The organism is Cobetia sp. L2A1 (assembly GCF_009796845.1).
Lineage (GTDB): Bacteria > Pseudomonadota > Gammaproteobacteria > Pseudomonadales > Halomonadaceae > Cobetia.
Genome location: NZ_CP047025.1, coordinates 2,248,020 through 2,260,273, shown reverse-complemented (window position 1 = coordinate 2,260,273; position 12,254 = coordinate 2,248,020). Strand labels below are relative to the sequence as shown.

Genomic DNA, 12,254 nt, shown 5'->3' with positions numbered 1-12,254 from the left:
AGAGAGATGACATCGTCAGGCGGGGCTCGGCCGTTTCTTGTCGTATGCGTGTTCGAAAGCTTCGCTGTCAGCTCGGCGGCTCAGCTCGGCGGATCAGCCTAGCGGCGAGTCGCTGATGCTGATGGCGACCGGTGTCGGGTCGTAGCCATTGCAGGGGTTGTTGAGCTGCGGGCAGTTGGAGAGCAGCACGTAGACGTCACGCTCGGCGACCATCTCGACGTACTTGCCCGGGCCCGACAGGCCATCCTCGAAGCTCAGGCCGCCATCGGCGGTGACCGGCACGTTCATGAAGAAGTTGATGTTGTGGCCGATGTCGCGCTTGGTCAGGTCGTATTTCGGGTAGCGGGCGATGGCCAGCATCCAGTTGTCGCGACAGGAGTGCATGTGGCGCTTCTCCAGGTCGTAACGCACGGTGTTGGATTCGCTGGAGCAGGCGCCGCCCAGGGTGTCATGACGGCCACAGGTGTCACCGGTGATGGTCAGCAGCGGACGACCCCGCGTGGAATACAGCACCGTGCCGATGGTCAGGTAGACCTTGCCTTGCTCGCGCACGGTGTCCATTGCGCTGTAACGCTCGGCGGTGTCATCGGCTGAGAAGAACAGCGTGTCGGCGGCCTGGTTGCCGTGCAGGTCGGTGATACGCAGGTGCTGACCGGCGCGGACCAGGCCGATGAAGTGATCGCCGGCCTCGATGGTGCGCTCAAGCTCGCGCGGCTGCTGGGCCGGGTCGGCATAGCTCAGTGGTGCGCCATCAGTCGTGGAGTGCTGATGGGTATGTGGATGTTCGAGTGTCGATGTGCACATGGTGATGTCCTGTCGTCGTTGCTGTCGTTCTGCCATCGTGGCTGCGGTCGTTCCGCGCTCGTATCGTCTGTCGCGTGTGGCCTGATCAGCTCGCCAGGTGATAGAGCTGATTGTTGGCAAAGGCACGGGCATTCTCGGGGCGCGACAGATAGCAGGCGTCGCGTTCATCCATGGCCGTGGCGGTGCCAAAGGTCAGGTCCACACCGCGCAGCGGATACTCGGCGGCGGGGTCCAGCGGATGCGGACAGGTGTGCAGCAGGACGAGGGTGTCCATCTCGAAGCGCAGGGTGACGCTATCGCCGGCGGCGCAGTGGTCGGTGACGTAATGCAGGTTGGCCTCTTCATCGGCGCGCACGCGGGAGAACAGGTTGAGGTTGGCGCACAGATCGCGCTCGCCCAGCCCGTACTTGGCCATCTCGATCAGCAGGCTGTCGTGGCCGGTGGGCGTGAAGTCATTGAAGGCCTGCTGGTAGGCCTTCTTGTGCCAGCCCTTGGCCGCGAAGTGCTGCTCCATCAGGTTGCCGCTGGCGCTGTCATGCCAGCCCAGATCATCCTGGATGATGGAGGCGAACATGCGGCCCATGTCGGAATACAGGCAGTGACCTTCGGTGAGGCGGAAGGTGTGCTGGCCCTTGAGGGTATCCGGCAGGTTCAGACGCTCAAGCGTGTCCTGCGGGTTGTACATCACCAGGCCGACATTGGCGTTGGCCTCGCTGGCGGTCAGCTTGAGGGCACTGCCCCGCGGCATGCGCATCGACCAGTGATGGCCGCCGGGCAGGTGCGTCTGATATTTCGCGGTGAAGTGTGCCGTGACGCTGTCAGTGCTATTGGCGGTATCAAGCGGTGCGTTCATTGAGTTGGCCTCCGGTAAGGTTGGCATTGGCGGCATGAGTGGCGGCACCTTCGGTCGAGGTGCCTGCCACTGCGGTATCGGGGTGACGTGAGTCGGTCACGGAAGGTCTGGCTGTCGTGTGGCGGGTATCGCCGCGGTCTGTCGGGAGGTCGTAGGTGATGGTCGAGCCATAGGCCTGCGGGGCTTGTGGATCGACACGCACCTTGTCGAACACCCAGACGCGCGAGCCCAGCTCAAATGCTTCTTTCAGGTCGTGGGTGATCATGAAGATGGTCAGCTGCTGTTCTTCCCACAGGCGCAGGATAAGCTGGTGCATGTCCTTGCGAATGCCCGGGTCCAGTGCGCCGAAGGGCTCATCCAGCAGCAGGATGCGCGGCTTCATCATCAGCGCCTGGGCGATGGCCAGACGCTGCTGCATGCCGCCAGACAGCTCGTGCGGGTACTTGTCCAGCGCATGGGACAGGCCGACTTCTTCCAGGCGCACTTCGGCGGCGATACGCGCTTCACGACGCTGGGCGCCGAACAGCTTGCCGGTCAGCGGTGCACGCGCCAGCTCTTCCGCCATGATCACGTTGCCCAGCACCGTGAGGTGGGGGAAGACGGAATACCTCTGAAAGACGATGCCGCGGTCCGGGCCCGGCTCACCGGGGATGGGCTTGCCGTCGAGCAGCAATTCACCGCGCGAGACTCCTTCGGTGCCCAGCAGCAACTTGAGAAACGTCGTCTTGCCACACCCGGAGGCGCCGACCAGCGTGATGAACTCGCCGGCTTCGACGGTCAGGTTCATGCGTTCCAGCACCACTTGCTGTCCGTAGTGCTTCTCGAGATTCCTGGCGTGTATCAGGCTCATGATTGGCTCTCCTCGGCGTGATACCACGGGAAGGCACGCGTGGAGATGAGTACCAGCAGGCGGTCGAGCAAGAAGGCCAGCAGCGTGATCCAGGCCACGTAGGGCAGGATGACGTCCATCGCCAGATAGCGGCGCACCAGGAAGATGCGATAGCCGAGCCCGTCCTGGGCGGCGATGGCTTCGGCGGCAATCAGGAACAGCCAGGCACTGCCGAGCGCCAGGCGCGTGGCGCTCAGAAGGCGCGGCGTCAGTTGCGGCAGCAGCACGCGAGTCAGTACCTGCCAGGAGCTGGCGCCCAGTGTCTGGGCCTTGATCAGCTGCTCATCGGGCAGGCGTAGCGCCTGATTCTGCAGGTCGCGAATCAGGAAGGGCGTGATGCCGATGACGATCAGCGCGATCTTGGCCATCTCGCCGGTACCAAAGGCGATGAACAGGATCGGCAGTATCGCCATCGGCGGAATCAGGGAAAGCACGGTGATCAGCGGTGACAGCTTGGCGCGCAGCAGCGGCAGGCCACCGGTCAGCAGGCCGACGCTCAGGCCGATCAGCGCACTGATCAGCACGCCGGCCAGCAGGCGTTCGAGACTGGCGAGGGTGTCAGTCCACAGCGGGAGATCACCCGTGCGCACGTTGACCTCGGTGGCCAGCTTGGCGAAGGACTCGCCCATGGTGGCAAAGGACGGCAGCAAGCGGTCGTTGGGGTTGTCGAGCAGCCGCTGATTGGACTGCACGATGTAGAGGATCGCCAGTAGCGCGAACGGCAGGCCACCGAGTAGCCAGCGTCCTCCTCGGGAAGGTGTCAGATTGATCAGGCGTTTCATGCGCGAGCTCCACGGGTGTGTGGTCTGATAATGAAGGAGCGAGGGAGAGGTGGGCAGCGAGCGCCGCGAGGCGGGAAGCCCCGCGGCTCTCAGACCCTCATTCCTCGCGCGGCGTTACTGGCTGTCTGCCAGGGCCGCGGTGTAGCTCGGATCGAAGCGCAGCATCACGTTGCCTTCATCGCCGACGATGCCTGCGGGAGTCTCGATGCCGATGAAGCCGGCATCCGGTGCGCCTTCGCCCAGCAGCCCCTGCGCGAAGCTGAAGTCGGCAATGTGCTGCATGGTGTCCTTGAGACTCGGCGCATTGAAGGCAGCGACGGCATCGGCGGGGGTGTAGTACATGTGGGTCGCGGCCAGCTGTGCCTGATAGCCGGCGAGGTCGGTGCCTGCGGCATCGGCCATCTGGCTCAGGGCGTCTTCGTCACCGGCCTTCATCTTCTCCATCACCTCATACCAGGCGCCGACCAGCGCGTGACCGAAGTCCGGGTTGTCTTTCAGGGTCTGGGTATTGACGACCATCAGGTCGAGAATCTCGCCGGGGATATCGCTGGAGTTGAAGACTTCGGTATAGCCGGGCATGTCCTTGAGGGTGGCCAGCTGCGGATTCCAGGTCACGACGGCCTGGGTATCGGCGTTACTGGCCAGTGCGACGATATCGGCATCGCCGGTATTGGTGGTGGTGAGGTCACGCTCGCTCATGCCAACGCTGTCCAGCGCGCGGGCCAGCAGATAGTGGGAGACACTGAACTGCACGAGATTGACGTTCTTGTCGGCCAGCGACTCGATGGAATCGCCATCGCGCACCATCACGCCGTCATTGCCATTGGAGTAGTCGCCAAGAATCAGCGCGGTGGAATCCACGCTGCTGGCGGCAGGCAGGGTGAGGGCGTCCATGTTGGTCATGGCACAGCCGTCGACATTGCCGGAGGTGTACTGATTGATGGATTCGACGTAATCGTTGACCTGCACGACATCGATGTCGATATCGTACTTCTTGGCCCACTTGTCGACGATGCCCTGGGTGTCCACATATTCCCACGGCATCCAGCCGGCATAGACCGACCAGCACACGCTGAAGGAATCCTTTGCCATTGCCTGAGGGCTGAGTGCCGCGCTCAACAGCAGAGCGCCAGTGATGGTCGCCGCCTTGGTGGCACTGCGGGTCACGGAAGAAGAGGGGCTTGCGAGGGACGCCGCGACGCGTGAATCAGCGTGGCTGGCAACAGCAGTGTGAGAACTACGAAGTGGCTGGGTCATCGTGGTTATCTCCGGCGGAAAAAGGGTGAGAGGCGCCGACCTTTTCAGGCTTTGCGTCTCCCGGGCTTTTATCCCGCCGTGTAACCCCCAGCTGGAGGTCGAGTGCTCTCGGACCAGTCGTGACGGCCATCAGCCAGTCACCGGAACCCTAGCGCTCCATTGGTGTAGATTTTCTATTGTTGTATGCCTATCGGTGCCTCGCTGTTTTCTAGCAGGAAGCGTGCCATTTTTTGATTTTTACAGTCAGCCAATAGGGATGCCGAGCGGTTTCAGTTGACTGGTGGTATGAAATTGCACAAGGAAAGAGCATTTTTTCATGGGTGCACAAAAACAGTGCTAAAGATAAATAGGCTTTACTATGTGTCGGGTCCCGTCTGATTAACTACGAGCTTAGTGAATAACTCCGGCCGTTCGGCTTGCCATTCCTTCATCGCTGCGATTGGCGCCTTGTGATGTAGTGCCTTCTGAGGAATGTGGTAGTTATATAGCCAGCAATAACGCTCAAGCGTCTGTTCCAAGTCCTCACTTGAGTCATAGCGCCGAGTCGCCAATACATCACTGATACGGCCATTGAAGCGCTCCACCATCCCGTTCGTCTGCGGTCTTCCCGGTTTGATCAATCGATGTTCGATACCATGGCTTTGGCACTCCTGATCGAATAGATGGCGCCCGCTGGGCCTACGTTCACCTCCCACGGTGAAACGATCGGTAAATGATTTGCCGTTGTCAGTGAGCACGGTGTGAATCGTGAAGGGAGCCTTCTCTTTCACCCGCTTCATGAACGCCTGGGCGTCCTTCGCAGATTGGCTTGATCTGACCTCCAGATATACCCAGCGAGTGGCGCGATCAATCGCGACGTAGAGATAGCGCTTCTGATCTTCGTCAGGCATTTGGGGAAGGTGCTTGATATCGATGTGCACATATCCGGGCTCATAATCCTTGAAAGGCCGGTATTTGGGCTTCTCGTCCCCTTCCGCATCTCGCCGCGCCAGCTTGGCGAGAGTCGGCACATCACGTCGTTTGAGCATGCGCTGAAGCGCGGAACGTGACAGCTTGGGGTTCAGGAATTCACGCGCGACGACAAGTAGATCATCAAGCCCCAGGCGTATCAGTTCGCGGGTGGCGATGACCACCTCCTCCTGTTCAGAGGTCAGAGTCGCCAGCAGGTTATGGCGTGTGTGTGAGCGATCCTGGATATGATCACGGTAACGCCAGCGCTGGATGGTTGAGATGCTGACCCCAAACTGACGAACAAAGAGCTCGCTCATCAGTACGGCGTCCCCATCTATACTAAGGGGGAGGGCAGCAGAGACAGTCAAAAAACACTCGATGACAGGCGAAGTCGAGAAGGATCTGCAAGAGTCTTCGGTGGTTGATGCGCTTGAGAAAGGCCCTCCATCCTCGTTTTCGCGTGGTGGTTTCTTGGGCATGAGTGGGGCGGCATTGGGTCAGTTGTGCTCAAGCCTTCTGCCAAGTCACCGTTACGACTCAAATATAACGAGAATGTATTTGTTATGGTGCCATTTGCGTAGCGTACAAAATCGGCTTCGATCACGCATCCCGATAGACCTCTCTTTGTTGAACTGGCAAAACAGCTGAATCTGCCATTGGTAAATGGTAACGGTAATCCTCACAACACCCGTCAGCTGGGCAGCTTGGTCATCAAGAGTGTGACTGAGGCGTCTGCCTAGCCCCCAAGTATGAGATAACCAGTCAACACTGCAGAAATCGAAACCGGCCCTTGTGGCCGGTTTCTTGTTGTCGAGCAGAGCGTTGGCTCGCACCGCTGGCGGTAGAGGGGACAACGCCCGTGTGGCTTTCAACAGCGTCGAGTGCGATAACAGAAGGTCAGATACGTGACAACGAGTAATGCCCATGCCTTTGCGTTTGGCGATGTTGGAGCAGCAGCTTTCCGCCTCGACACCGGCGGCACTGAGCTTTTCTCCCCAGCTTGAGCAGGATTTCGAGTTGGAAGACCGCTCAGCGCGGGTGGCGCGGGCCAGCCTGGGCTGCTGGGCACTGATCCTCTTCGAGATACTGCTGGTAGTGTATGACACCGCCTATGCCCATCTGCATGTGCCCGTTGTAGAGAATGTCTCGGTGCAGGCGCGGTTGGCTCTGTGCGTCGGCCTGGTTGTCACCATTCTTGTGATGCGCCACCTTCCGCTGGGCTTGAAAGTGCGAGAGAGGGGATTGATCGCCTTGCTATGGCTCACGATGGCGATTGGCGCCTGGCTTGCGATAAAGGAGCCTCACATTCGCTGCCAGCTGGAGCTCTATGCGCTGGGAGTGGTGCCGATGATAGGCGGTATCGTGATGCGGTTGCGCTTTACCCATGCCTTGTTCATGTCACTGGTGGGCCTGATATTCCTCATCATCGTGTCGCATCTGGCTGAGATGCCTTATCCCTACATGGCATTTTCGGTCAGCTTCGTCTTCATGGCGTATTGCCTGTTCACGCTGATGGCCAACTACCTGACCGAGCGCTCTGCTCGTCACGCCTACCTGATGAACTGCATGGACCATCTGACCCTGCAGAATACGGTGTCCCATAACCTGCAGCTTCACGAGATGGCCCGACGCGACTCGCTGACGGGTCTCTACAATCGCCGCTTTCTGATTGAGGCGCTCGCGCATTACGTCAGACATGACTCGGCTGGGGCATCAGCGACGGGCGTTTCGGTGGCGCGCATTTCCATCCTGAATGTTTCCGCCGAGAAGGCCATGCAAGCGGATATGGCGGCGAACGAGACGACGTTGCCTGTCATGCCGCACGGACACTGCCTGGCGCTGGCGCTGATGGATGTTGACCACTTCAAGGCCTTCAACGACAGCTATGGGCATGTCGAGGGTGATCGTTGCTTGTCACTCCTGGCCGAGACCCTGAAGGAGGCAGTGGGCGAGCGCGGTATCGTGGCCCGTTACGGCGGTGAGGAGTTTGTCGTTCTGATGCCTGTCGCCACGGTGTCAGAGGCGCTGCACGAAGCGCAGGCGTTGCGACGCGCCGTGGCGGGTCTTGGCGTATCACATCGAACCAGTGAGGCAGGACATGTCACCTTGAGCCTCGGGCTGGTCGTGCATTCTCCAGCGACGTTGCGCGAGGCAAGTGCGAGCGCTCGTGATGAGGAGGCCGAAAGTCTGCTGCACATCTGGATACAACAGGCTGATGAGGCGCTGTATCAGGCCAAGGAGAGTGGCCGTGATCGAGTGTGTCTGGCCCGCGCCGATCTCAATAGCGGGGATGGGTGTGCCCCATGACTAGCCAGAAGCCGGTGCCGTTGCTGAAGGCCAAGGCGCAGAGTGCGCCGCTGACACCTGCTGATGTTCTCCTGGTGGAGGTGGCGCTCGAGTCATGGCGGCCCCTGTCGCTGCGGCTGCGTTTTCCTGCAACGCTGGAGCATCGGTATCAAGAGCAGGAGCGTGAGTCACGCACTCGGATGTTTTTCCTGTCAGGTATCGTGGTCTTTTTGATGTATGCCACCTTCCTCATCAACGATGCCATCTACCGTAGTGAAGATCTGCCGCTGGCCATGCTGATTCGTCTGCTGGGCGTGTGCAGCGTCGCAGCGCTGGTGTTGCCGTGGGTGCGCCGAGTGGAATCAATGGCGCTCAAGGAATGGCTGATGACGGGGCTGGTGGTCAATGCCATTCTGGTCAGCGCCGTACTGCTGCAGCTCTCGCGCACCGAGACGTCATACATGGACACCTTGTTGTTCGGCTTCTTTCCTTTGGTGGCCAATATCGTCTTCCGCCTGCGCTTCCCGTATGCGCTGGGAGGATCAGCGCTCTGCTCGGTGATCATGCTGGTGGTGGTGGTGCGCGAACCGCCCAGTCTTGATGGGCTCGAGTTTCTGGCACTGGTCATCTTCGTCTGCATCACGGGGCTTTCACTGCTCGCCAACCATCAGCTGGAACAGCAGGAGCGTCGCGTCTGGTTGTTGCGCTGTCGGGAGCAGCACCGCCTGAGCGAGCACCGCAAGAGCGGGGATAAACTGACGCAGGAAGTGACGCATGATGTCCTGACCGAGGTCTACAACCGGCGCTATTTCGATCATTACCTCGTTCACCAATGGCCAGTGCTGACCCAGCAGCAGAATCTGGCGTTCATCATGGTGGATATCGATCACTTCAAGGACTACAACGACCATTACGGCCATGTGCAGGGCGATATCTGTCTGACGCAGGTGGCGGCGGCGTTGCAGGGCGCGATTGGCTCACAGCGCGGGATGGTCGTGCGCTACGGCGGGGAGGAGTTTCTGGTGCTGCTGGAATCAGTCAGTCAGCAGCAGGTGCGGGGCTGCGCTGAACGTATTCGTCGCAGGATACGCGCCCTTGAGCTTGTCCATCGACGTAGCCCCGTGGCCGGAGTCGTGACCGTCAGCGTCGGTGCTGCCTGCTATCACCCGGGCCGGCACACCAGTGCCACGGACCTGGTGCGCGAGGCCGATGACGCGCTTTACGCCGCCAAGCATCAGGGCCGCGATCGCAGTGTCATGGCGGAGTGACTCCCATCTTTCCTTCAAGAGCTGAGCGGCGTCGTCTGACATGATGTCGTCACACCGGTCTTCCAGGATGGGAAAGAAAACGTGGATTTCCTGGCGTTCATTTGCGAGCGCTTGCCATGCTGTTCAGTGTCTTATACTTTCCATTTTCGCCATGGACGACGATGTGGCGGGACGTTATTTCGCCGGTGAGAGGCGATGAGTCAAGGACTTTATAGAAGTATAATCTAATATAAATATTTGCGTTGAGTCATGTGATGAGTCGGCCAGCAGTCGATTCATCCTGTGATAATCATATAAAAATCAGTCATGAAGTTTGACGATATTCACGCAGAGGCACGATCCAACATGATGAATTCCTTCCGCAAGACACTCATGGCTCTCGCCCTGTGTGGTGCTGCTACCTCAACCACGGTCATGGCGCAGGAGACAGGCACTCACAATCCCTTGCTGTATTCCGTCGCCTGGAAGCAGACTGCTGCCGAGTATGAAGCGCTTTATTATCAGGGCTTCAATGTGGCGCGCATGCATGTGGAAGCCGCGCTGGCTAAACGTAAGGCGGGCGACAAGCCGCTGGCCATCGTCTCTGATTTTGACGACACCCTCGTCTTGCCGCTGCCGTATTGGGCCACACTGGTCGACAAGAACATTGATTTCTTCGACGACCCCATCTGGGATGCGTGGATTCCCAAGAATGAAATGGTCGCGTCACCGGGAGCAAAGGTATTCCTGGCATTCTGTGAAGAGAATGACGTCGAGATCTTCTATATCACCAGTCGCGATCAAGGGGAAAAGACCTACGAATACGCACTGGGCAATATCAGGAGCCTGGGGTTTCCGCTGACAGATGAGTCTCATCTGACCGTACTGCGTGATACCTCCAACAAGGAAACGCGTCAGGACGAGATCATGCAGGACCATGAGGTCGTCGTTTTCCTTGGCGACAGCCTGAACGACTTCCGCCGCAAGTATTATGTCAAAGGCGATGTCGAAGGTCGCAAGGCCAAGATGGAAGAAGATCGTGAACTTTACGGCATGAAATACGTTCTGTTCCCTAATCCGACCGACGGCCACTGGATGGCCGGTATCTTCGGTGAATCGGAGCCTGAAGCCAGTGATGACAACAGGGCGAAGCTGAAGGCCGCGGCGGCGGGCAAGCTGTAAGGCGACTTTTCGCCAGCCTGCTGGCAAGAGATGGCAACATGAAAAAGCCGATAGCGTGTCTATCGGCTTTTTCATGCCTGGTAAGCGCGTGCGATGGCGTGTCACTTCATGTCTTTCTTGCGGTACTCACACCATGGCGTCCCAGCGGGATCATCATCGGTTTGCCGGTGACGGGATCTGGCGAGACATGGCTTTCGAGACCGAAGACGTCCTTCACCATCTGAGGCGTCAGGACTTCCTGTGCAGTGCCACGGGCGTAGATACTGCCCGCTGACATGGCGATCAGTTCATCGGCGTAGCGTGCCGCCAGATTGAGTTCATGCAGCACCATCACGATGGTGGTGCCTCGGTCATGATTGAGGTCCGTCAGCAGGTCCAGCACCTCGATCTGATGATGGATGTCGAGGAAGGTGGTGGGCTCATCCAGCAACAGGATGTCGGTCTGCTGCGCGAGTGCCATGGCGATCCAGACACGTTGACGTTGCCCACCGGAAAGCTCATCCACGGGGCGGTCGGCGAGGGCGATGGTATCGGTTGCCTGCAGCGCTGCTGCCACGGCACTCTCATCTTCATCATTCCAGCGATGAAACAGCCCTTGATGCGGATGACGTCCGCGACTGATCAGGTCCAGCACGGTAATGCCTTCCGGCGTGATCGGTGACTGGGACAGCAGCCCCAGTTGCCGGGCAAGCTTTCGGGCAGGCAGGCGATGGATCGACTTGCCGTCGAGCAATACCTCACCGTGTGACGGTGTCAGCAACCGCGAAAGGGTGCGTAACAGCGTGGACTTGCCACAGGCGTTGGCCCCGACGATCACGGTGGTCTGGCCGGGGGTGATGTTGAGCTCGATATCCGTCAGGACTGGACGCTCGGCGTAGCCTGCCGTCAGGTGGTGAACCGAGAGTGAGGGGTGTGTCATGACGCGGCTCCCCGCTGGTTTTCGCGAATCACGAGATAAAGAAGGACGGGCGCGCCCAGCACGCCGGTAACGACGCCCACGGGATAACGTGCCGGGAGCAGGAATTGCCCGATGAAGTCGGCGCTCAGCATCAGCAGCGCCCCGACCAACGCGGCAGGCATCAACATGCTGCCCGAGTGGCGAAACAGCCGTATTGCCACTGGCCCGCTGAGAAAGGCCACGAAGGCGACTGGCCCTGCCACTGCGGTCGCACAGGCGACCAGGCCGACCGCCGATACCACGATGCCCAGGCGAGTGAGTGATAGCCTGACACCCAGGCCGGTTGCCATGTCATCGCCCATGCGCATCACCTCCAGATGGCGGCTCAACAGCAGCAGCAATCCCCCGGGGCCGATCAACGCTAGAGCCAATGGCGGCACTTGGTGCATCGTCACGCTGTTGAGGCTGCCCGTCATCCAGCGCAGCGCTTCCTGCAATGACCAATCGGGGGCCTGAGTCAGCAGGTAGGCCGTCATGCTCTGCAGCATGGCGCCCAGCCCGATGCCGACCAGAATCAAGCGCGCGCCGGGGATTCCGTTGCGCCATGAGAGCGCATAGATCAGCACTGCGACGCCCAGTGCGCCGCCGATCGCGAACCACGACACGGCGCTGCCGCTCAGTGACAGCACCACGATGGCGAACACCGCTGCGGTACTGGCCCCCGCACTGATGCCGATGATGTCTGGGCTGGCCAGTGGATTGCGCAACATGCTCTGGAAGGCTGCACCGCCGAGCCCGAAACACGCCCCTGCCAGTATCGCGACCAGCGCCCGTGGCAAACGAAGTTCACGCACGATGAAGCTGACGCCGGGCACGTTTTCGCCAAACGCGTTGCTGCCAAGCACTGCCCCCATGACAGCCCTCGGCGCGATGAAGGACTGGCCCTGCATCAGTGTCAGGCAGAGGGCGGCCAACAACAGGCCGACCAGTATCAGCAACGTGATGGTGCGCTGGCGTTGACGGGCCTGCCGCAGGTGAGCGGCCATGCGAGCTGGTGAGGTACTCAGATTGCTGTGTCTTGCTGGGGCAGCTCGACGTGAGGCGA

The 12,254-nt window shown here is 59.9% G+C and carries 10 protein-coding genes, 1 pseudogene and 1 riboswitch; of the genes and pseudogenes, 3 read left to right on the top strand and 8 right to left on the bottom strand.

Annotated features, from left to right (window positions below; translation table 11 throughout):
* Nucleotides 1-93 precede the first annotated feature (93 nt).
* The 6 genes and pseudogenes from GQR90_RS09770 to GQR90_RS09745 all read right to left on the bottom strand — a co-directional run.
* Complete coding sequence (locus GQR90_RS09770; protein WP_158773942.1) at nucleotides 94-804, bottom strand: urea amidolyase associated protein UAAP2; 711 nt, start codon at nucleotides 802-804, stop codon at nucleotides 94-96.
* Between the two features lie 85 nt (nucleotides 805-889).
* On the bottom strand, nucleotides 890-1,657 hold the full coding sequence (locus GQR90_RS09765) for an urea amidolyase associated protein UAAP1 (protein WP_158773941.1): 768 nt from the start codon (nucleotides 1,655-1,657) through the stop codon (nucleotides 890-892).
* A complete protein-coding gene (locus tag GQR90_RS09760) occupies nucleotides 1,641-2,507 on the bottom strand; it encodes an ABC transporter ATP-binding protein (RefSeq protein ID WP_199269398.1) in 867 nt (288 codons plus the stop codon). Before GQR90_RS09760 ends, GQR90_RS09765 begins: the two co-directional genes overlap by 17 nt.
* A complete protein-coding gene (locus GQR90_RS09755; RefSeq protein ID WP_158773940.1) occupies nucleotides 2,504-3,328 on the bottom strand; it encodes an ABC transporter permease in 825 nt (274 codons plus the stop codon). The genes GQR90_RS09760 and GQR90_RS09755 overlap by 4 nt, the downstream gene beginning before the upstream one ends.
* Before the next feature lie 114 nt (nucleotides 3,329-3,442).
* A complete protein-coding gene (locus GQR90_RS09750) occupies nucleotides 3,443-4,495 on the bottom strand; it encodes a putative urea ABC transporter substrate-binding protein (RefSeq protein WP_442778549.1) in 1,053 nt (350 codons plus the stop codon).
* A gap of 145 nt (nucleotides 4,496-4,640) precedes the next feature.
* Nucleotides 4,641-4,748, bottom strand: a riboswitch (guanidine-I (ykkC/yxkD leader).
* A 193-nt stretch (nucleotides 4,749-4,941) separates the two neighbouring features.
* Nucleotides 4,942-5,835 (bottom strand): annotated as a pseudogene (locus GQR90_RS09745) (IS481 family transposase); the annotation flags it as partial.
* Between the two features lie 625 nt (nucleotides 5,836-6,460).
* Between GQR90_RS09745 and GQR90_RS09740 the strand changes: the two are divergent.
* The 3 genes from GQR90_RS09740 to GQR90_RS09730 all read left to right on the top strand — a co-directional run bounded on the left by GQR90_RS09740 (nucleotide 6,461) and on the right by GQR90_RS09730 (nucleotide 10,251).
* Nucleotides 6,461-7,843: a GGDEF domain-containing protein gene (locus GQR90_RS09740; RefSeq protein ID WP_158773938.1), complete on the top strand. Its 1,383-nt coding sequence runs from the start codon at nucleotides 6,461-6,463 to the stop codon at nucleotides 7,841-7,843.
* Nucleotides 7,840-9,090 (top strand): GGDEF domain-containing protein, encoded by a 1,251-nt coding sequence (locus tag GQR90_RS09735; protein ID WP_158773937.1) that lies wholly within the window; start codon nucleotides 7,840-7,842, stop codon nucleotides 9,088-9,090. Before GQR90_RS09740 ends, GQR90_RS09735 begins: the two co-directional genes overlap by 4 nt.
* A 345-nt stretch (nucleotides 9,091-9,435) precedes the next feature.
* Nucleotides 9,436-10,251: a 5'-nucleotidase, lipoprotein e(P4) family gene (locus tag GQR90_RS09730; RefSeq protein ID WP_199269397.1), complete on the top strand. Its 816-nt coding sequence runs from the start codon at nucleotides 9,436-9,438 to the stop codon at nucleotides 10,249-10,251.
* Nucleotides 10,252-10,357: 106 nt separating this feature from the next.
* Here GQR90_RS09730 and GQR90_RS09725 read toward each other — a convergent pair whose 3' ends face one another.
* A complete protein-coding gene (locus GQR90_RS09725) occupies nucleotides 10,358-11,170 on the bottom strand; it encodes an ABC transporter ATP-binding protein (RefSeq protein WP_158773936.1) in 813 nt (270 codons plus the stop codon).
* Nucleotides 11,167-12,195, bottom strand: coding sequence for a FecCD family ABC transporter permease (locus GQR90_RS09720; RefSeq protein WP_158773935.1), 1,029 nt, complete (start codon nucleotides 12,193-12,195; stop codon nucleotides 11,167-11,169). The genes GQR90_RS09725 and GQR90_RS09720 overlap by 4 nt, the downstream gene beginning before the upstream one ends.
* Between the last annotated feature and the right edge of the window lie 59 nt (nucleotides 12,196-12,254).

Excerpts from the sequence above, each read along its gene's own strand:
- GQR90_RS09770 (WP_158773942.1), bottom strand. The coding sequence starts at position 804 with ATGTGCACATCGACACTCGAACATCCACATACCCATCAGCACTCCACG.
- GQR90_RS09765 (WP_158773941.1), bottom strand. The coding sequence starts at position 1,657 with ATGAACGCACCGCTTGATACCGCCAATAGCACTGACAGCGTCACGGCA.
- GQR90_RS09760 (WP_199269398.1), bottom strand. The coding sequence starts at position 2,507 with ATGAGCCTGATACACGCCAGGAATCTCGAGAAGCACTACGGACAGCAA.
- GQR90_RS09755 (WP_158773940.1), bottom strand. The coding sequence starts at position 3,328 with ATGAAACGCCTGATCAATCTGACACCTTCCCGAGGAGGACGCTGGCTA.
- GQR90_RS09740 (WP_158773938.1), top strand. The coding sequence starts at position 6,461 with ATGCCTTTGCGTTTGGCGATGTTGGAGCAGCAGCTTTCCGCCTCGACA.
- GQR90_RS09735 (WP_158773937.1), top strand. The coding sequence starts at position 7,840 with ATGACTAGCCAGAAGCCGGTGCCGTTGCTGAAGGCCAAGGCGCAGAGT.
- GQR90_RS09730 (WP_199269397.1), top strand. The coding sequence starts at position 9,436 with ATGATGAATTCCTTCCGCAAGACACTCATGGCTCTCGCCCTGTGTGGT.
- GQR90_RS09725 (WP_158773936.1), bottom strand. The coding sequence starts at position 11,170 with ATGACACACCCCTCACTCTCGGTTCACCACCTGACGGCAGGCTACGCC.
- GQR90_RS09720 (WP_158773935.1), bottom strand. The coding sequence starts at position 12,195 with ATGGCCGCTCACCTGCGGCAGGCCCGTCAACGCCAGCGCACCATCACG.